Consider the following 18,906-nt stretch of genomic DNA (forward strand, 5'->3'; position numbering starts at 1 on the left):
GGCAGCGGGCGCAGCCATGACGACACTGAAGAAGCCGAAGCGGGCCCAGGCCCGCACCACGAGCACGGGGAGTTCCCCCGCCAGCACGATCGCTTTCCTCTCCGATGCGGACTTAAAAGCGCTGGAAGCGCGGGCGCATGAAGCCACCGGGCTCAAGAAGCAGTGGCTGGAGCTGCAAGTTCTGCGCCAGCACCGCCGCCGCGCGATGGCAGCACGGCTGGAGAAATCACGCGCCGATACCTCAGACCGCGACATCCGGGCCCTCGATGAGCGCGGCTTCGCGGGACCGGGCGGCGGGCGGCAGGCCACAGTGGTGCCCCCGGTGGAATACCGGGGCACCACAGTGCAGGTCGCGGGCCTGTTCCCCTGGTCAGTGGGCGCGGATTCCCCGATTCTCGGCACACCCCTGGGTCATCACCTCGCCACCGGGGCTCCGGTGTGCTTTGACCCGCTTAACGCATGGAAGCTGAAAGCGATGACAGCGCCGAGCTGCTTCATCATCGCGCTGAACGGTTTCGGCAAGTCCACGCTGCTGCGCCGGATCACGCTCGGTGACATCGCCGCTGGCGTGCGTGTCATCTGGCCAGGGGATGTGAAACCAGACGGCAAGGTGCTGACCGAGAAGGTTGGCGGTGAGGTGCTGCCAGTCGGCTACGGGATCGGGTCGATTAACCCGCTCGCCCCGGGCCCTATCGGTGAGGCGCTGGTAAAGCTGCGCCAGTCACTGCCACAGCTCAGCGCCCAGGACCGCGCGCAACGGCAGCTGCGTATCCGGCAAACCGAGTTCGCGCTCGCTGCCCGGCAGGTGAACGTGGTGGCCGGGCTGCTCGAGATTGTGCGCCGCCGCCCGCTCGAGGATTACGAGCAGACACTGCTCGCCTCCGCGATCCGGCTGCTGTACACAGCAGCAGCAGACGGCGGGCAGGGATTCGCCCCGGACCGGCCCGCGGTGGTGTCGGACCTGATCGAACTCGTGACCACCGGGCATGACGAGCTGCTCGCCGACGCCGTGGCCGACACCGCCGAGGAGTACCGGGCGCAGGTGAAACCACTGCTGCGGTCACTGCGCGCCCTGGTGAAGGGCCGCTTCGGTGAAGTTTTCAACGGCACCGACACCGTGCGGCTGAACGTGGACATGCCGTCAATCTGCCTCGACATGTCCTCTATCCCTCCCGGAGATGAAACGATGCGCGCGGCCGCGCTGCTGTCGGGATGGTCAGAAGCGTTCGCCACGATCGAGGCCGCCCACGTGCTCGCTGACTGCGGACTCGGCCCCCATCTTGCGTTTCACGTGGTGATGGACGAGCTGTGGCAGGTCATCAAAGTCGGCCCCATGATGGTCGGGCGGATCGACGCCGTGCAGCGGCTGCAGCGCGTATACGGCGTGGCGATCACCGCGGTCACCCACAGCATCGCGGAAATGGAAGAAGCCGGGGCGCTCGGCTTCGTCGAACGTTCCCGCGCCCGGATCATCGGGCCCGTCCCGCGCGGCGAGGTAGAGCGGCTCGCGAAGGTGCTGTCCTTCTCCGGCCGGGAAAAAGAAATGGTGATCGGCTGGAGCGACGAAGCAGACCAGAACCGGCTCGTTGATCAGAAGGCCGCGAAACGCCAGCACAACGACAGCGATGGTGCCGCGAAGATCACCGCCGCTGGCACCGGTCACTTCCTGCTCAAACTCGGTGAAGGCCGCCGCCCCGGCATCCCATTCAAAACCTGGATGACGCCCTCGGAGCGGGCCTCCGGGATTCACGACACCGATGTGCGCCTCAACGCGGCGAACAAAGAAAAAGAACACGCCGCCCAGGCAGCAGAGGCGGTGCTGGCGCGGTGAGCACGGACAAACCGAAGCGCCGGTATCGCCTCACCGATGACGACACCAAACAAGCAGCGGTGGACACGGTAGTCGCGCAAATCCAGCGCGGCACCTCGTTCACCGCCGCATGCCGGGCGGTAGCTGAACAGATCGACGTGTCCGAGCAGGCCGTCCGCACCTGGGTGAACCGCTCCGGACGGCGGCCCAGAGCCGCGTGGGACGAAGTGATCGACCTGCGCGCCCGCCTCGAAGCAGCACTGCACCTCAACCGCCGCCTGCAGCAGCAGCCGGAAACGAGGTGGCTTCAGTGAACAGCCGCAACCTGGTGGCGCTGGGCACGCTCGCGCTCATCCCGCTGCTGCTGTTCATCCTCTTCGCGACCGTGTTCCAGGACGAAGAAGACCGCACCGCCACCGACTGCCTTCCCGGCAGCCGCATGTTTCCCGGCAGCGGGGGTGACCTCATCGCGCCACCGGGATCGTTCATCAAACCCGTGAAACCCGAGGACGTCGTGTTCACCTCAGGATTCGGGATGCGCTGGGGAACGATGCACCAGGGCATCGACCTCGCAGGCCCGGTCGGCACACCCATCTACGCCGCCGCGGACGGCGTCGTGCGCCACGCAGGCAGCGCGCAAGGATTCGGGCTGTGGGTCGTGCTCGACCACCACCTCGGCGGCCAGCTCGTCTCCACCGTGTACGGGCACATCGACACGTTCTCCGTGCAGGACGGCCAGAAGGTCCGGGCAGGCCAGCAGATCGCCACGATGGGCAACCGCGGCATCACCACCGGCCCGCACCTGCACTTCGAAATCTGGCAGGGCGGGCACGGCGGCACCGCCGTCGACCCCCACCCGCAATACATGGCAGCACCAGCGCCCGGTGAACAACTCGACCGCCGCGGTGAGCTCAGCCAGCTCGCCACCGATACCGGGACCAGCCCCAGCCCGGCCGCAGCGGTCACACCACTCGGTGATCTCTCCCGCCCCGTCCCCGCCTCAGTCGGTTCGGAAGCGAACCTTCAGGTCAACACCACACGGCTGATGCGCGCCGTCCACGCCAAATTCGGCGACCGGATCGACACGATCGGCGGGTGGCGCCCCGCCGACCCCTTCCCAGATCACCCCAGCGGTCAGGCCATCGACGTCATGATCCCGAACTACTCCTCCGGCGCTGGCGTCGCGCTCGGTGACGAGGTCACCGACTATGTCCTGTCCAACGCTGACTTCTTTGGCGTGGACTACGTGATCTGGCGGCAAATGTACATCAAACCCGGCCAGGCGCCCTCCCTGATGCAAGACCGCGGCTCGCCCACCCAAAACCATTTCGACCACGTGCACGTCACCGTCCGCGGCGGCGGGTTCGACGACACGGCGATGGACTGGGGACACGCTCCCGGACGCACCGGAAGCTACGACCCGATGGCCCCGATCGACTGCGTCATCAGCGGTGACGGGCTCGGGGACCACCTCGCCGACGGATCAGTACCACCTGAATTCGCGCCATGGATCACCCGCGCCGGATCACTGTGCCCCGAGATCAGGCCGTCCCTGCTTGCCGCGCAGATCGAGGCGGAAAGCGGATTCCGCACCCACGCCGTCTCCTCCGCGGCCGCGCAGGGACCCGCACAGTTCATCCCAACCACCTGGGCAAGCTGGGGCCGCACCGTCGACGACAACGGCAACCCCACCGGCCCGCCCGGCTCCGGCAACGTCAACGCCATCCCGGACTCAGTGATGGCACAGGGCCGCTACATGTGCCACATCGCACAAACCATCGACGCCGCGATCACGGACGGCCGCGTCCGCGCCCCGAACGGGGCAGCCGAGCTGTACCTCGCGGGCTACAACGCCGGAGAAGGTGCTGTCCTCTCCGCCGGGGGATTCCCCTCAGGCGGGCAGTACACCACCGAAACACGGCCATACGCAGACAAAATCCTCGCCGCGGAACCAAAGTACCGGGCAATGAACCAGCAATGACGCGCTAGCAACCACACAAGCGCTACCACGCTAGCTAAGCAAGCTAGCTTGCGCTACCAGACAAGGAAGGGGAGAGGGATGCGCAGAAAGCACCGGGGCCAGGCCGCGGTCCTGATCGGGCTCATCGCGGTCACCGCGGCGTGCGGGCGCTCTGAACCCGCTGACGGCCCGATCCCGGAAGGCACGGACGCGCACGCGGAGATCAGCCCCGTTGAGGCGTCACCGCAGCCGGTCGCCAGGGCCGCGATGCAGACCATCCTGTCGTGGCAGCCAGCCACCGACGCCAGCAAAACCGATGCGCTGCGCCGCGCGCAGCAGTGGCTCAGCGGGGAACTGCTCGATGCCGCGCTCACACCAGACCCGGACAGCGCGCTGCGCCCGGACCCGCACTGGGAAGCGTGGAAACAGTCCAGCGATGTGGTGACCGCGCGCTGCGACACCGCCACTGACGGTGTCGCGATACCCGACGGTGCCCGCACCGTAGTGGTCGATGTGCAGTGCACCCAGACGGTGCTGCACACCTCCGGGCAGTCAACTCCGCTCACCCCAGAGACATGGCGCACCACGCTGACCGAAACCAGTGACGGCTGGCGCCTGACCAGCTACCGCTTCCACAGCTGAAAGGAACCCCAGCACTATGGCGTCTCGAGTTCGCCGCGACCGGCCCGGCACCGGCACCGCCAGCACCAAGATGTTTCTGATCGTGCTCGCCGTTATCGCCGCGCTCTGCGTCATGAGCACGGCATACAAGCTCGGCGGGGGAGAAGCTGACTGGAACCCGCTCGGGCTGATCGTGCTGCTGTTCCTCGGCAAAACCTCATGGCCTGCGGCCGCGACCGGCTACCTCGCCGCGTTCGGGCTCGCGATACTCGGTCTGCTCGTTGCCGCGGCGGTGATCGCCAAACACACCGGGATAGCGGAGAAAATGCGGCGCCGCCGGGTGGAGAAACGACTCGACAGTCTAGCCCGGACCTCCATGATCAATCCGCACGACGTGCCCGAAACCGACCCCCGGTTCCAGGCCGCGACAACCCGGAAACTCGCCCCCAACGTCCCGGAGAACCACCCCGGCTTCCTCGGCGTGCCTGTGGGCACCACCGTCGTCGCCAACCGTGTCCTGCGGATGATGTGGGAATGGGTAGCGCTCGCCTACGCCGGTACCCGCATGGGTAAAACAGCCGGTTTATGTGTGCCCGCGATCCTGGCCGCCCCCGGCGCGGTGATCGCCACCTCGAACAAGCCCGACATCTTCACCGATACCCAGGGCATACGCCGCCAGCACGGCACCGTGTGGCTGCTCGACCTGCAGGGCGTCGTCACCGGGAACCCGCAGCAGCGCGCCCTGTTCTGGTTCAATCCGCTGCGCGGTGTGCGGGACCTGCCTGCCGCCAAACACGTCATGGACTGCTTCGTCTCCGCCGCGATCGAGCCCGGCTCCCGCCCCGACGCCTACTTCGACCCCGAATCCCGCGACCTCTTCGGCGCCTACATCCTCGCCGCGGCCATGGCCGGAGGGGACCTGCTGCACGTGACCTCCTGGCTGCGCAACACCCAGTCCCAAGTCGCGCCGGCCATCCTCGACGAAAACGGCTACCACGACCTCGCCGAATCCATGCGAGCCCGCCAGCGCATCAACTCCCGCCAGCGCGACGGCTTCTACGGCATGGCCCGCCGCTACCTGACACCACTGGACGAGCCGCGCTTCGCCACCGCGGTGGTTCCCAACCAGCGCACAACAATCAGCCTCAACGAAAACGGCAAAGTCACCGTCGCCGACGGTGACCACATCCACAACCTGCCCGAACTCAACATCGCCCGATTCGTCAGAAGCACCGACACCATCTACGCGCTCTCCGAGGAAGGACCCGGCAGCGCCGCCGCCATCGGCACCGCCCTGATCGGCGCGGTCTTCATCGAAGCGAAACGCTACGGCCGCACCCAGCCCAACAAACGCATGCCACTGCCGCTGCTCGCCGTGCTCGACGAAGCCGCAAACGTCTGCCGTCTGCGCGAACTGCCGAAGTGGTACAGCTACTTCGGGTCACAAGGCATCAACGCGATCACCATCCTCCAATCACCGTCACAAGCCGTCGACGTGTGGGGCGAGGCAGGAGCGAAACTACTCAGCGACGCCGCGAACCTCACCTGGTACGGCGGCAACGTCGACGACAAAAAATACCTCGGCGACCTCGCCGCCTCGATCGGCGACCACTACGTCGAAACCGAATCCATGTCCGTATCAACCAGTCTCCGCAACGGCGCCGGAGGGTCCTCACAGCGATCCTGGCAGCGCGAACGCATCATGGACGTCTCCGACCTTGAAGCGCTCCCGCACACCCGCGCGATCGTGAAAATCGGCGGGTCAAAACCCCTGCTCGTCAAGAAAGACTTCTGGTTCGACAGCACACACAAACACGCCGTCACCGCCTCCAAACAGACCGCCGACACGAACGCACTAATCCCGCCGAAACCACACCAGCGCCCGCAAACCGCACCGCCCGCTGTAGACAGCGAGTACGAGGCACTCGCCACCTCACGATTCTTCGACCACTCCCAGAAAGCCTGACCGCACATGTTCGACGACGACGTGTTCAGCAACGAGTTCACCGACCCCGAACCACCCGCTCACCACCACCAAACCCGCGCCGAGGACACGAGCAGTGACGAGCGTGAGTTCGTCCCCCAGTTCCCCACCGTCGTGGACTGGGTCCACGGCTACTTCCTCAAACTCATCCGCCGCAAAATCGTCGACGGAGCCGGATCCGGCCTCTCCTGGGACGCCCGCTGGTGGCACTACCCAGAAGTCGTCGCCCGCCTCACCGCCCTGCACCAAGCATGGGAAGCCGCCCGCGCCTCCGACGACATGACCGCCATGTCCTCCTGGTGGATCAACCACCTCGAACCCCACCTGCGCGTCATCCTCGACCCCGAAACCGGCCCCATGTCCGACGCCACCCGCAACGGCGAATTCCTCGGACACCCCCGCCTACCCGCACACCCAGTACCACCACACGTACTCTCGATCATTATCTGAACTGACTCACTGGGCTGGATGAGTCGAAGAAGGCCCCGTCCCCGCGAGGGGCCCGGGAAGGACTTTGAATAACGGTGGATCTGATCTTGGTTCGACACGCCAGGCAGTAGACAGCGGATGCGTGACGGCTGGGGTGGGTGTACGGGCGCGCAGCGATGCGTGACCGTCTCCGTGTACGGCGCCGGGGTGGCCGTCGAGCAGGCGACCGGTGCGCTGCTTCCGAGGCCGCCGAGATGCGTTCGATGTCGGCCGACCACCAGCCCTCGTCTGAAGTCGACTTGACGGTCCACGAGGTGACGCGGCCTTCACCGCAGGTGCGGTACTTACCCCACACTCGTCTCGGTGTGCTAGCGATCGCTGTGGAGCGTGGGGATGCAATGATGCATAGTCTCTTGACGGAATATTCTATGAAGGGAATACTTTAGGTGTGATTGTCGATATGCCTGAGGAGTTCTTCGACTACCTCGACCGACTGGAGGCCAAGGCCACCGGTGGTGACGTGCAGTCGACACGGGTACTGGCGCATGTGGTGGCGGCGCTGGCAGATCTGGCGGCCTTGTCGGCGCCGCCGTCGGTCGAGACGCCCGGTCTCAAGCGGGTCCGCCAGTCGGGCCGATTCCCGGTCTGGCGGACCGCGCATCCGTTCGATGAGGGTGTGGCAGTGCGGTTGATCTGCTGGTTCCCGCCTGACAGCGACACGGTGGTGGTCGCGCTGTTCGCCGCGGACAAGGCCCGCATGGGTGATGTGTTCTACAACAGCGTCGGTCCTCGAGCTGACGTGGCGATCCAGCAGTGGATTTTCGAAACAGAAGGTGGTGGAGGCGATGACTGACCAGCCCAAGGAGCGCCAGTCGTTTCGGCGTGGCAACGAGCGGATCGCGCAGCTGGCGGCCAACCCGGCGATCGCCGAGCAGGTCGAGCAGGTGCGCGCGGCGACCGCAGCGGTCGACCGGCTCTACGTGCAGACCCTGGCCGAGATTCGCAAGGCCGGCCAGATGACCCAGACCGACGTGGCGGCCGCCCTCGGTGTCGCACAGGCCGCGGTGTCGAAGATCGAACACCGGCACGACCTGCTGCTTTCGACGCTGCGCGAGTATCTGACCGCCACCGGCGCGCAACACCCACGCATCGTGGTCGAGAAAGACGGTGTCGAGGTGTCCCTCGACCTCGACACCTTCACCAGCAAGGCATGAGTAATGCTCTCCGGTCGAGTAGTACGGATCGACGTGGGCGGTAGCGATGCCGGTAACATCCTGCGTGTGATCGGATGTCCACCGGGTTACGACATCGCGGTCGTCGGCCGAGGTCGGTCCGTACGTGTGGGCGGTGGTCGGGCGTGACGGAAGTGCCGTGGGGCAGTCCGCAGTGTTCCGGGGACGCAGTGGAAAACTTCGTTGCTGCTCTACTGCTTCTGAAGTTCCCTAGCGGCACGCGCATTACCCCATCGCAGGGCGATCAGGGTGTCGATATCAAGGTGCCCACTGGGGGTGGCTTTGACGTCTACCAAGTCAAGAAGTACTCGACTGCTCTCGATGGTGGACAGGCATCGAAGGTCGAAAAATCGTGGGACCGTGTCAACGCCGAGTTCGGTGCGGAGAACACCATCACTGGCTGGTATCTCGTCATGCCCTGGGACCCAACGCACGAGCGGGAGAAGTGGTTTCGCGACCTTACGAAGGACGCTGGGTTTCCGTGTGAGTGGCGTGGTCGCGCGCATCTGAACGGTTGGGCTGCCGATAATCCACGTCTGGTCGAGTACTTCTTCGGCTCGGGCGCTGAGCGCCTCGAGAAGATGATCGCTTCGCTCACCCTGAACGGGACCGAACTAGAGGACAGCACCGGTGACAGTCGCCTCGACGCTGTCACTAACCGATACCTCCAGCTGCAGAACACGCTCGACGACCTCAGTCCCTTCTACACCTATCGGCTCAATCTGATTTCAGCCTCGAATCTCGCGCGAATGCGCGAGGAAAAGAACTGGAGTTCGAGCAGCAGTTCAGTCGGAGTCACCACCTACAGGCGCGTCAGCTCGGACTACTACGTCGAGATTTCGGTAACACCGATTTCCGCAGCCGCAGCGGCGTTCGATCCCATCAGCGTGCGGATGGAGATATCTGCTGATGAACCGGCGGACGCCGAAGAACTGGAGCGGTACTTCAAGTACGGCATCGCGCCCACTGAAGCTGTCGATGCGGTCGTCGTCGAGGCGCATGGTCCGCCGGGTGCGGTTCCTGAACTGGCCCCTGGCATGGTGCGCCTAGCCGACGTGACTGTCCCCAGCCCGTGGGAGACGTTAGCGCTACACTGCACCACCAACGATCCCTTCGCCGCCCAAGACGATCGTGCAGAGAGCGAGGGTGGGGACGACGACGCAGTGCTCGAGCTAGGGCCGATTGTGACCACCGAGGGCGCACGCGGACGCGCGTTCCGGGCCCGCGGTGAAGCCATCGAGATGGAACTATTGGTCGGACGTAGTGATGACCCCATGACGATCAGTGCGTGGGCGGTGCCGATCGGCGACAAACTGCCGCACCGTGTCCTGCAAGAGCTGGTCTTTGCCCAAAAACTCTGGTCGGGTGACTTCTACGTATGCCTCACGATCCCAAACGGACCGGCGTTGGTCGAATCCACGCGGCCACCGGCGAGACCACACGTTCTGCATTCCGCGCAACAGTGGACTGACGTAGCTGTGAACCTGATGGTCCTCCAGCGATTCAGCCACCGGCAGCTCCGAATGCCGCACTACCTGACGGGCAAAGAAGCGCACACGATCGAATCGGCGGCCCAGATGGCGCTCACCGGAACGATCGAACACAGCTGGGAGAACCTTCGCGTTGTGAGCCCGGCTATGCCTCTCACCGGGATAGCTGCCCTCGTGGTTTTCCAGCCCCTAGTTCTGGTCTACGACGGCGCCACCCACGAGCTAGACATCACTGTGCGCTCGGTGTGCGATCAAGTCGAAGCTGTCGAGGTGGCCGATGATCACATTCTGGTCAGACCGGTGAATGGCGCCAAGGTTCGCAGCACGCTGGTGCCCCGCAGCGAGTATGACTACCGAGTTCTAACGCGGCCGGTTGACCCCGGGGTGGCCTTCCGGGCCCGCTGAGGTAAACCAGTCAACACGAAGGGGAAGAGGCACTAAGCCCTCATTCAGAAGGGCGTCATTCTTACTGCAAGGGTGGTCTCGATCAGGCACCACTCCGGTATGTTGAGCTAGGCGCCGAACGCAGGTCACAGGTCAGAATGTGATGCCAAGCCCCGAAAATGAGGTCACAGATTCCTCTAGATCTCCGCACTGTAGTCGGTGCTGAGACCCAATACGGTGCTCGCGTCGAGTGCAGGCCCGGTGTCAGCGTCCTGTTGCGGGTGGTTGTGGAGCATTTCGGCCGGGGTGCGTGGGTGGCCGAGTTTGGCTGCTGTGAGGGCGTCGATGATTTCGTGGGGGATCTGGCCGGGGTTTGCTCCGTCTGTCATGGGTGGCTCGACGTGGTCGTCGCCTGCGACTTGTCCCATGGTTTGTCGGGTGTGGTGCAGCGCTGCCCCGGCCAGGGCCACGGTGGTGAGGCTGGCGCTGTTCGTCGCGGAGCTGGTGGGCGCGGTGGGTTCTGCCGCGTGGCCGGTGAACGCGGCTCGTGCTTGCTCATCGAGTTCGTGTGAGGTGTGGGGGATGAGCTTGGCGGCGGTGTAGACGGCGGCGAGCGCGGCTGCGGCTTCGAAGATGGTGCGGTCGTTTCGTTCGCGCTGTTGTTCGGCCTGGGCGTGCTGGCGGGCGCGTTCGTGTTCTTCGGTGAGGCGGCGTTCGTTCTCGGCCGCGATCGCGGCGTAGTCGCGTGCTTTTTCGGCTTCGCTGCCGTGCAGGTGCCGGGCGGCGGCTGCGGCCGCGAGCGCTTGGGCGGCTGCGCGCTGCTGGAGGGTGAGCTGGCGGGTGATGTCTTCAGTGGGCCGGGGCTGTGGTGTGTGCTGGCCTGCCGCGCGCCGTTGCTCGACGTTGTCAACGAAGCGTGTGACCGCGCTGATCTTCCTTTCCGCGCTTGCCGTGTGGTCGGCGGCGGCGGTGCGGCCGCGGCGGCGCAGCAGGGTGCGCCGCTGTCTGCGTGTCGTGTCAGCCACGATGGTTCCTTCCCTGGTGGTGGGTCTAGTCGTCGATACCGTGTCCGCGATCCGGGCCACGGTAGTTGTCTTGCGCGCGAGGCGTTCTGGGTGTTGGTTGCGGCCCGCGTGCGGGGTCTCGGCGGCGGGCGTCGAGTTCTGCTTTCATCAGCTGTGCTCGCTGTTGTGCGGCTGCGAGCTGGCGCTGCAGGTCTTGCTGTTGCTCGATGGTGGTGTCTGCTGGCTGCTGACTGTGGGGATCGAGCTGGCGCCGGGCTTCGGTGATCTTGCGGTTCGTCTCGGTGAGTGCGAGGCGCAGACTTCCTGTGTCGTAATGAGCGTAAGCGGCTGCGGCATTGCGTGCCTGCGCGGTGGCGTGCTGCTGCCGTAACTGCGATCGGACGATGTCCTCGCGCTGTCGCTGCTCGGGGGTGAGGGTGCTGCGGCGCTGCAGCTCTTGGTGCAGACGCTGTTTGCGCTGTTGTTGCTGCACGGTCCAGTCGTGTTGTCTGCTGCGCAGGGTGTCGCTGGCGGTGCGTGCGAATTCCGCGTGCTGATCGCGGTCGCGGCGGGCACGGTCGAGCATGCCGGGTGTGGGTCGCGGCCGATCGGGGGTGAGCCGGGCCGCGGCCGTGTGGAGCTGTTCAGCACGGCGGCGGGCCGCATCGTATTCGCTTGTGAGGTGTTCGATCTGGGTGTCGAGGGTGTCACGCTGGCGGCGGGCGAGTCTGCCGAGCTGGTCGCGCTGGCGCTGCAGCTCCGTGATCTGCCGGCGGATCTGGGTGGCGTGTTCGAGCGCGGGCCCGCTCTGGGCTTCGGCGTCGTCGTAGCGCTGCCATTGGTGCTGGCGCTGGGTGAGTTCCTCAACGAGGGCGGCGGCTTTGTGCGCGTCAGCGGTGTGCTGGTGCGCTTGCGCCGCGAGTGCCGCGGGGAACGGGGCGGGTGGTTTCGCGATTTCGGCGTGAAGTTCGGTGTCGCTGTAGCGGCGCTCACGGTGCGCGCGGATCGCGTCGTAGAGTTCGCGGATTTCAGCGGTGTTGTGGTCGGTGGTGAGCCGGTGGTAGCGGCGGCGCATGATGGCGGCGTATTCGGCCAGCCCGATGTCGGTGCCGGGGTGACGTGGCGGCAGCGGCACCAGTCCGGTCTGGCCGGCTGGCGCGGTGACGGTGGTGGTGGTGTCAAGTCGGTGGCGTATCACCGCGGCGATGTCATCGGCGGTCTCGAGACCGCGGGCGTGGATGGCGTCGGCCAGTGCGCCTGCAGGGTTGATGCCTGCGTCGTGGAGTTCGGCGAGGCGGGCCTTCAGGCGCGTGTAGCTTTCCGGTGATTCCTCGCGCATGGTCGCGGCGATCGCGGACGGCATTGCGGTGTCGATGAGGTGCTCGAGGTATGCGTCGCGCAGCATGCCCTGTGCGGTGGTGTAGGCGTCGAGCGCCCGTTCGGGGTTGTCGGCTTCGTGCAGCGCAGCGCGGAGCTGTTCGGTGGCGGAGAGTTCGGCGGCGTCCGCGGCGAGGATGCGCCGCAGCCCTTCTGTTTCGGGGGAAAGCGGGGCTTGCTGGGGGAGCCGGTTGTCGGGGGCGTTGCGGATGTGCTGGCCCTCGGTGTCGACATCGAGCGGCTCGTCGGTGATGACCCATGCGTGGTTCTCGCCGCGGCCGCGGGTGAGCCCGACGTAGGCGGACTGGCGTGACGCGCTGCCGGGGACGGTGAGGTAATGCCCGGTGTCGACGGTGAGGCCCTGCGCGCGGTGCACGGTCGAGGCATAGCCAAGCTCGACGGATTGGCGCACGTATCCGGCGGGGAGGGTGACCGAGCCGCGATGCTCGGTGTGACGCACGGTCAGTGCTCCGTCGCTGTGTACGTGCTCGACAGTCCAGAGGTCACCGTTGAGAACGCGGGAGCCGGGACGGGTACCGCCTTTGGTGCGCAGATCGCGGTCGTTGTCGCGGGTGACGATGCGATCGCCGCGGCCTGCGTCGAGTTCATCGGCCAGGGTGACGGTGTGGCTGGTGTCGGTGGTGCGGTGTTCGCGGTGATGGGCCTGGATGCGTTCGTTGAGTTCCCGTGTCAGCGCGACGGTGTCGGTCATGACGATGGAGGTCAGGCCGCGCTGAGTGTCGCGCAGGTGCGCGTGCACAACTTCGTCAAGGAGGCTGTCCCGGTCGCCGCCGTGCAGCCAGCCTCGTTGTTCGAACAGGCTGATGGCTTCAGGCTTCCCGGACCGCAGGGCGAGCGAATTCACCGCTTGCTGCTGGTCGTCACCGAAGCGAACCACGGTGGTCAGTTGCGGGGCGCGGGTGTGGCTGGCGAGCAAGCGCAGGGTGCCGCTGGTCTCGACCGCGTCGAGCTGGGCTGGGTCGCCGAGCAGCCGCACAACGGCACCTGTTCGCTCGGCGATGTCGCGCAGCGCGTCGAGGTCATGCAGTGAGGTCATTGCGGCTTCGTCGACGAGCAGCATCGTTTCAGGTGTGATGTCGCGGCTCAGTGTGCCCGCAGCGACGTTGTCGATCCGGCCGCGCCACGGGTAGGTGAGCGAGGCGACGGTGCTGGTGTCGGTGCCGATTTCTTCACCGAGTTTGGTGGCGGCGGCTGCTGAGGGCGCGAGCGCGATGACGTCGCGGCCGCTGGCTTTCCACGCGTCCACGACGGCTTTCATGGCGGTGGTTTTCCCCGCGCCTGCGGCTCCGGTAGCGACAGCGACGCGTGCACCGGAGAGACAGAAGTGTTCCGCGAGGGCACGCTGGCCCGGGTTCGGTGTCCGGTCCATCGCGTCGATGGCGTGCGCCAGGTGCGCGCGTGTGGTGAACGCGGTGGTGGGTTCACCACACGCGTCGATGAGGCGGGCTTCGGCATCGAGGACCGCAGTGCTGGTGTGCAGTTGTTCGCCGTGGCGGGTGAGTTGCGAGCTTCCGTCAGCGCGGCGCAGCGCGTCTGGCACTGGGACTGTTTCGGGTGGTTCGAGGGTGACGGATTCGCGGGAGAGAGCGCGCGCGACGACCGCGTCGATCATGGCGCGGCGCTGCCCGGAGGTGGGGAAGGCGACGCTGGCGAGTTGCGCTTCCACGGCACCTTCAATGTGGGGCCGCGCCCAGGTGGCGCGTTTCTCCGACACAGCGGCGATGGTGAGCGCGGCCTCCGCATCCACACCGTGGAAGTCCCTCGCGCCCAGGTTCTCTTCGGGCCGCAGCGCCCGGTGAAGCATCGCTTCTACGCTGGGCTCGCCGCCGAGGATGGCGGCCGCCTGGCGGCGCCACTGCTGCTGGTGCTGGGCGAGGGATTTGGCTTCGTTTTTGCCCTGCCGGGTTTCCAGGTTCGCCTGCTGCAGGAGCCGGAACTCGGTTTCCCGGTCGGGGGAGTAGCCGTGCTGGCGGCGGTAGTCACGCACGAGCTCATCACGGCGGTTCTTGATCATCTGCGAGCGTGTCGACCATGACTGGCACAGCCGCTCATCTATCCCGGCGACTTCGATCACCGGCTGCTTGCCGCGCGCGGTGACGCGCTCGACCGTGGTGATGCCCAGTGATCGTCTGAGGTTGTCGATCACGGCGGCGTTGTACCGCTGCGATGCGGCGACGCCGTGTTTGAACACCGCGCGGGTGTCGAGCGCGGACCACGTCCCGTCCACGCCTTGTACCTTGACTGACACAGCGCAGTGGGTGTGCAAGTTAGGATCACCCGCCCGGGTGTCGTAGTGATCGTAGGCGGCGATGATCAGTCCGGTGGTATTGATCTGCCGCTCGCTGCGGTCCCCGCGCCGGGTGAACGCGGCGTTGTCTTCCAGGAACCCGATCGCGTCAGCGACCGCGTCGTGGTGTGCCTTCTCGACCGCGCGGCGCGTTGTCTCATCACCGAGGGCCCACAGCACGCTGACGGATTTCGCTGGCGTGAACGTCAGGTCGAAACCCGCCACCGGGTAGCGCTTCTTCTTCGCCGCTTCCGCAGTAATCCAGGAGGACAGCTCCATACTGCTGGCAGGCGCGCGGCCGTGGTGCTTCTCGAAAACAGGGAGCGCTGCTTCGCTGTGGAGTTGCTGGCGCTCGTCCTTGCTTGGGGCGCGCCCGTTGTCTTCGGCGAACGCGCGGTCCGCGGCTTCGAGTGTGTCCCGCAGCACGGAGTCGTTCTTAAACGCGGGGAACTTCCTGCCCAGCCTGGTCTGCCGGACTTCTTCCCGTGCGGCGCGCTGCTGAGCGCGCCGCGTCGCGGCGTTGGCATGCACTGCCGTGGTGATGGTGTCGGTGTTGGGGTGCAGTCCCTCTCCGAACAGCGCCCGCATTTGCGCCTCGGTGACCGTGCCGGACACTACTCTCTCGTCGCGGCGCTGCCCGTTGTAGTCGGCGAGCGAGCGTAGCCCGGCCCCGGCCCACCGGCCCGGTGGTGTCCCGTTGGCGTGGTAGTAGCTCGCGAGGGATTGGCCTGCCTCGCGCTGCACGTCCTGCGTGGCGACGGAACGGCTCAGGTAGCTGTATCCGTCGCCCGCGTGGAGGACATGCACGGTCATCACGCGACGTGATCTTACGGGCAGTTCCCCCTAAAGTCTGAATTTCAGCCAGAGGTGTGTGCGTTGTGAGTGACTGCCGTCATAGTACTGACTGGCATAGATCGCGTGCCGGACTTAGGGGGCTGCTGGCTGGAAGTTGGAGTGCTGGTGACGGTGTTGCCGGGGCGGTCGGTGCGCGGGCTTGTTATGGTGTTTCGCAACACGCTCCGGCGTGAGCGCGGGTTTTGGTTGCGTTAGGTTTTCCGTCTCCGGGGATCGCCATGTTTGTCGGCGAGGGTGTGACGCGCCCCTGTCACTGTTCGTTCGTATGATGCTGTGCATGACATCAAACGTGAAGGTTTCCGCTCGGTCGCAGGCGCGCAAGCGGACTCAGGAAGCGCTCGCCGAACGGCGGCGCCGGGACCGGGAAAACGCTGAGGCGCTCGATTCGTTTTTCGAGTCGGTCGAGACGGAGTCTCAGATTGACGATGAGATCGAGCGGGAGATCGCCAAAGTTCGGGCTCGCGCCGAGGACAAGAAGTCCCGGCTTGCGGAGTCGAAGCGAGCGGCGCTGGAGGCGCTGCAGCGTAATGAGGAAACGATCGGGTCGATCGCTGATCTGACAGGTCTGTCCACCAAGGATGTGCGGGCTGTGCTGGGCACGACGCGCAGCGCGAAGAAGAACAGCGCCGCGGACGCGGCGGGATCGGGTGCGGGGTCCGCGGCGGAGAGCGCGGCCTGATGGCAGCGCCGCGGCCGCTGGAAGTGGATACGGACCGCGACGCCCGGGAGGTGTCGCGGTTCTGGTCTTCGGTGGTTCGCGGTCCCGGCGTCGATGACTGCTGGGTATGGATTGGTGCGATCGGTGATGACGGGTACGGGCGGTTCTGGATCAAACGCGACGGGCGTCAGCGCGCGGTGCGCCCGCACCGTTACGCGCTCATTCTGGCGAACGGCGGTGCACCGCTGCCGGTGGAGTGGGTGAGCCTGCATCTGTGTGACGTACCGCTGTGTGTGCGCGCGGGCGCGCACGTCGTGGCAGGCACACCGCGTGAGAACTCGCGCGATATGGCGGAGAAGGGCCGGGTGCGCGGACGGTGGAACCGGTGGCTGCCCCGAACGGGTGAGGACCGGGCGCTGCGCTCACGCGCGGTGCGCGATGCGGTGCGCGGCGGGTGGGATGCGGCGCGGCTGCGGGACGCTCTGCACGGCACCGATCACCCGATGCTGTTCTGAGGTTCTGTGCCCGTATGGTGTGGCTGGCGTTTGTTCGCGTGCATCATCGTGATGACGTCGCGCAGCCGCCAGGTGGCGTGTTCGGGTCGCCACAGTGTCCCGTCTGCGCGGACACGGCAGACGATGAGATGGACGCTAGCGCCGTCGGTCAGCGCGATCCACAGCCATCCGGTGTAGCGCTGTGTGCGTTCCATCAGCTCCGCGAGCATGGTGCACTGGCGGTGAGTGAGCGTCCCGGTCTCTGGGGTGATGTGGCAGTGCCAGATCGGTGATTTCGTGTCCCGGACATGTTGCAGTCGCGCGAATTCACGCACCCACGTGTCACAGTGTATGGTGCCTGCGACGGCGGTGAGCTTCTCGGCGCTGAGTTCGCTGCTGAGCAGTCTGATGTCCTGGATGCGGCGTATCCAGCCTCGCACGGGTAAGTGTTCCTTCCTGCCAGAGTGCGCGCTGTGAGGCCGGGGACCTCGATGGTCCCCGGCGTCAATCCCGCGGTCACACTAACGCCGTGTCGCGGTAGCGTCGCGTTCGCACACATCAAGTGTGGCGCCGGTCCAGTCGTCGCCGGTGGCGCTTTCGGTGGCGATCTCTTCGGCTTCCTCCGCTGTCTCGGCGCGGATGGTGAAGGTGTGGATGAAGGTTTCGTGCACGCGCACGCTGTAGGTGTTCATCGCTTGTTCCTTTCCGGTGTTGTCTGCTCGTATCGGGGATGCACGTGTGCCTCGCGGGTGAATCCGCTGTAGATGCCACCGTGATGGTCGTGGTGTTCGGCGAGTTCGAGTGCGCGGTGTCCGGCTTCTTCCGGTGTCGCGGCGCCGACGGTGAAGCAGATGGTTTGTGTTTCGGTGACGGTCACGCTGTAGGTCTTCATGGGGTTCGCTTTCGCAGCTGAGTCGCTGCGATCATCGCGCGGTAGGCGTAGATCGCGCGGGTGGTGCTGTCACGGTCGCGGATCTCGGCTTCGGTGACGGGAGTGCCGTCGGGGCGCAGCATCGGTCCGAACGCGGTGACGCATGCCGTGCAGGCGTCACCGAACTGAGTGACGGGGCGGGTGCATCCGGGCAGCACACAGTCCGGGAACAATGACGTGTCACTACCGGTCATGCCGGGGTCCCCTGTGTGATCAGGTCTCGGGCTTCGCTGATGGCGCCTCGCCAGGTGTCGTGCTCGCCACCGAGCATGGTCACATCGGGGTGGCCGGTGAACTGCACGAGCACGCTGACGGTCCAAAAGCCGTAGTGCACGTGGGCGCCAGTCCAGAACTTGGTGCGCCGGATTGTGGGTTTGTCGATCACTCGGTACGTGCGCATGGTGAGTCCTTCTTTCGCCGGGTACAGGCCGGGATGGCGGGGTCGCTGGTGTGCTCCCAGTACCCGTGGTTGATGCCGAGAGTGAAGTCGCTGGGCTCGATCGCTGCGCAGTGCGGGCACCGCCACCCGTCTGCGGTGTGAACGCGGGCGAGCCATGCGGTGTGGTGGCTTTCGCGTTTCTCGACGGTGCCGAACAGATCGAGCTGCATCATGTTTCTCCGTTCCCGCGGTGCCGGGGACAGCGCGCCTGGCACCGCGGGGCGTGGTTAGTGGGTGCGGGTTCCCTCGAACGCGGCGGCGAGTTCACTGATCAGGTCGGCGCGCATTTTCGTCACTGGCCGGGGGCCGTAGAGATCAACGAACACGCACGCGAGGAACTCGTAGTCGATGCGCGGGTTCGCGCGGGTGACGTCTTCTAGCTGAGCCTGTATCTGGTCGAGTGTGGCTGTGATAGACATGGGATGCCCTTCCGGTTTCGTGAGTGTTTCCGCGGGGGTGGGTCCCGTACCGGGGGGCAATCCTGGTACGGGGCTGTCTGTTAGTGCGCGAGCGCGTAATTCGATCGTGGCGCGGTGATGACGATGGCGTTGCCGTAAACGTCGAGTTCAATTCCGGCCTGACGTGCGATTCTGGTGGCCTCAGGGTTCAGGGTGCTGGCGTGCAGCCCGTCGTCGCTAACCCACATATCGGTAGTGCCGGTGAGAGTCACCATGTCGAACGCTGCCCCGAGGTGCTCATGCAGGGTGTCAGCGCTGCCATCTGAAAGGCGCTGGTACACGCCCTCTGTAGTGATAAGTGTCGCGATCATTTCGGGGTTCCTTCTCTGTCGTGCGATTCGGTGATCGAGTGGTGTGTTAGGCGGCTGAGGGTGCGAGGTCTTTGCGGACCTGCGCGGCGATGCGCTCGGCTTGCTCGCGGGTCATTGCGTCCCGGATCAGGGCGACGGGTCCGCGCAGCCCGAGGGCGGGC

21 protein-coding genes are annotated in these 18,906 nt (G+C 65.9%); 11 read left to right on the forward strand and 10 right to left on the reverse strand.

Annotated features, from left to right (window positions below; translation table 11 throughout):
* Positions 1-16 precede the first annotated feature (16 nt).
* The 9 genes from ONR57_RS22900 (at position 17) to ONR57_RS22940 (ending at position 9,931) form a co-directional block, all read left to right on the forward strand.
* On the forward strand, positions 17-1,831 hold the full coding sequence (locus tag ONR57_RS22900; RefSeq protein ID WP_265126011.1) for an ATP-binding protein: 1,815 nt from the start codon (positions 17-19) through the stop codon (positions 1,829-1,831).
* Positions 1,828-2,124 (forward strand): hypothetical protein, encoded by a 297-nt coding sequence (locus tag ONR57_RS22905; RefSeq protein WP_265126012.1) that lies wholly within the window; start codon positions 1,828-1,830, stop codon positions 2,122-2,124. Before ONR57_RS22900 ends, ONR57_RS22905 begins: the two co-directional genes overlap by 4 nt.
* Complete coding sequence (locus tag ONR57_RS22910) at positions 2,112-3,791, forward strand: peptidoglycan DD-metalloendopeptidase family protein (RefSeq protein ID WP_374116518.1); 1,680 nt, start codon at positions 2,112-2,114, stop codon at positions 3,789-3,791. The genes ONR57_RS22905 and ONR57_RS22910 overlap by 13 nt, the downstream gene beginning before the upstream one ends.
* A 78-nt stretch (positions 3,792-3,869) precedes the next feature.
* Positions 3,870-4,412 carry a hypothetical protein gene (locus tag ONR57_RS22915; protein ID WP_265126014.1) on the forward strand — a complete coding sequence of 181 codons (543 nt, stop codon included), beginning with the start codon at positions 3,870-3,872 and terminating at the stop codon, positions 4,410-4,412.
* 16 nt (positions 4,413-4,428) lie between these two features.
* Complete coding sequence (locus ONR57_RS22920) at positions 4,429-6,357, forward strand: type IV secretory system conjugative DNA transfer family protein (RefSeq protein ID WP_265126015.1); 1,929 nt, start codon at positions 4,429-4,431, stop codon at positions 6,355-6,357.
* A 6-nt stretch (positions 6,358-6,363) separates the two neighbouring features.
* A complete protein-coding gene (locus tag ONR57_RS22925) occupies positions 6,364-6,825 on the forward strand; it encodes a DUF4913 domain-containing protein (protein ID WP_265126016.1) in 462 nt (153 codons plus the stop codon).
* A gap of 439 nt (positions 6,826-7,264) precedes the next feature.
* On the forward strand, positions 7,265-7,657 hold the full coding sequence (locus ONR57_RS22930) for a hypothetical protein (protein ID WP_265126017.1): 393 nt from the start codon (positions 7,265-7,267) through the stop codon (positions 7,655-7,657).
* On the forward strand, positions 7,650-8,018 hold the full coding sequence (locus tag ONR57_RS22935) for a helix-turn-helix domain-containing protein (protein ID WP_265126018.1): 369 nt from the start codon (positions 7,650-7,652) through the stop codon (positions 8,016-8,018). The genes ONR57_RS22930 and ONR57_RS22935 overlap by 8 nt, the downstream gene beginning before the upstream one ends.
* Before the next feature lie 143 nt (positions 8,019-8,161).
* The gene (locus ONR57_RS22940) at positions 8,162-9,931 is read left to right on the forward strand and encodes a hypothetical protein (RefSeq protein WP_265126019.1); all 1,770 of its coding nucleotides are present in this window, start codon (positions 8,162-8,164) and stop codon (positions 9,929-9,931) included.
* Between the two features lie 176 nt (positions 9,932-10,107).
* Here ONR57_RS22940 and ONR57_RS22945 read toward each other — a convergent pair whose 3' ends face one another.
* Positions 10,108-10,935, reverse strand: coding sequence for a hypothetical protein (locus ONR57_RS22945; RefSeq protein ID WP_265126020.1), 828 nt, complete (start codon positions 10,933-10,935; stop codon positions 10,108-10,110).
* Positions 10,936-10,960: 25 nt separating this feature from the next.
* The gene (mobF, locus tag ONR57_RS22950) at positions 10,961-15,412 is read right to left on the reverse strand and encodes a MobF family relaxase (RefSeq protein WP_265126032.1); all 4,452 of its coding nucleotides are present in this window, start codon (positions 15,410-15,412) and stop codon (positions 10,961-10,963) included.
* A 319-nt stretch (positions 15,413-15,731) separates the two neighbouring features.
* Here mobF and ONR57_RS22955 point away from each other — a divergent pair, with 319 nt between their 5' ends.
* Together ONR57_RS22955 and ONR57_RS22960 are read left to right on the forward strand one after the other, a co-directional pair.
* Entirely contained in the window at positions 15,732-16,133 is a 402-nt protein-coding gene (locus tag ONR57_RS22955) for a hypothetical protein (protein ID WP_265126021.1), read from the forward strand.
* Positions 16,133-16,627 (forward strand): hypothetical protein, encoded by a 495-nt coding sequence (locus tag ONR57_RS22960; protein WP_265126022.1) that lies wholly within the window; start codon positions 16,133-16,135, stop codon positions 16,625-16,627. Before ONR57_RS22955 ends, ONR57_RS22960 begins: the two co-directional genes overlap by 1 nt.
* On the opposite strand, the gene ONR57_RS22965 is transcribed toward ONR57_RS22960, so the two are convergent.
* The 8 genes from ONR57_RS22965 to ONR57_RS23000 all read right to left on the reverse strand — a co-directional run bounded on the left by ONR57_RS22965 (position 16,609) and on the right by ONR57_RS23000 (position 18,745).
* Complete coding sequence (locus ONR57_RS22965; RefSeq protein ID WP_265126023.1) at positions 16,609-17,046, reverse strand: hypothetical protein; 438 nt, start codon at positions 17,044-17,046, stop codon at positions 16,609-16,611. The genes ONR57_RS22960 and ONR57_RS22965 overlap by 19 nt on opposite strands.
* A gap of 81 nt (positions 17,047-17,127) precedes the next feature.
* Positions 17,128-17,298: a hypothetical protein gene (locus ONR57_RS22970; RefSeq protein ID WP_265126024.1), complete on the reverse strand. Its 171-nt coding sequence runs from the start codon at positions 17,296-17,298 to the stop codon at positions 17,128-17,130.
* Entirely contained in the window at positions 17,295-17,498 is a 204-nt protein-coding gene (locus ONR57_RS22975; protein ID WP_265126025.1) for a hypothetical protein, read from the reverse strand. The genes ONR57_RS22970 and ONR57_RS22975 overlap by 4 nt, the downstream gene beginning before the upstream one ends.
* Positions 17,495-17,731: a hypothetical protein gene (locus tag ONR57_RS22980; protein WP_265126026.1), complete on the reverse strand. Its 237-nt coding sequence runs from the start codon at positions 17,729-17,731 to the stop codon at positions 17,495-17,497. The genes ONR57_RS22975 and ONR57_RS22980 overlap by 4 nt, the downstream gene beginning before the upstream one ends.
* Positions 17,728-17,937: a hypothetical protein gene (locus ONR57_RS22985; protein WP_265126027.1), complete on the reverse strand. Its 210-nt coding sequence runs from the start codon at positions 17,935-17,937 to the stop codon at positions 17,728-17,730. Before ONR57_RS22985 ends, ONR57_RS22980 begins: the two co-directional genes overlap by 4 nt.
* Positions 17,919-18,149: a hypothetical protein gene (locus tag ONR57_RS22990; RefSeq protein WP_265126028.1), complete on the reverse strand. Its 231-nt coding sequence runs from the start codon at positions 18,147-18,149 to the stop codon at positions 17,919-17,921. The genes ONR57_RS22985 and ONR57_RS22990 overlap by 19 nt, the downstream gene beginning before the upstream one ends.
* A 54-nt stretch (positions 18,150-18,203) precedes the next feature.
* Positions 18,204-18,395 carry a hypothetical protein gene (locus ONR57_RS22995; protein ID WP_265126029.1) on the reverse strand — a complete coding sequence of 64 codons (192 nt, stop codon included), beginning with the start codon at positions 18,393-18,395 and terminating at the stop codon, positions 18,204-18,206.
* A gap of 80 nt (positions 18,396-18,475) precedes the next feature.
* Positions 18,476-18,745: a hypothetical protein gene (locus ONR57_RS23000; protein ID WP_265126030.1), complete on the reverse strand. Its 270-nt coding sequence runs from the start codon at positions 18,743-18,745 to the stop codon at positions 18,476-18,478.
* Between the last annotated feature and the right edge of the window lie 161 nt (positions 18,746-18,906).

The sequence above is a fragment of the Hoyosella sp. YIM 151337 genome (assembly GCF_026041215.1).
GTDB lineage: Bacteria > Actinomycetota > Actinomycetes > Mycobacteriales > Mycobacteriaceae > Hoyosella.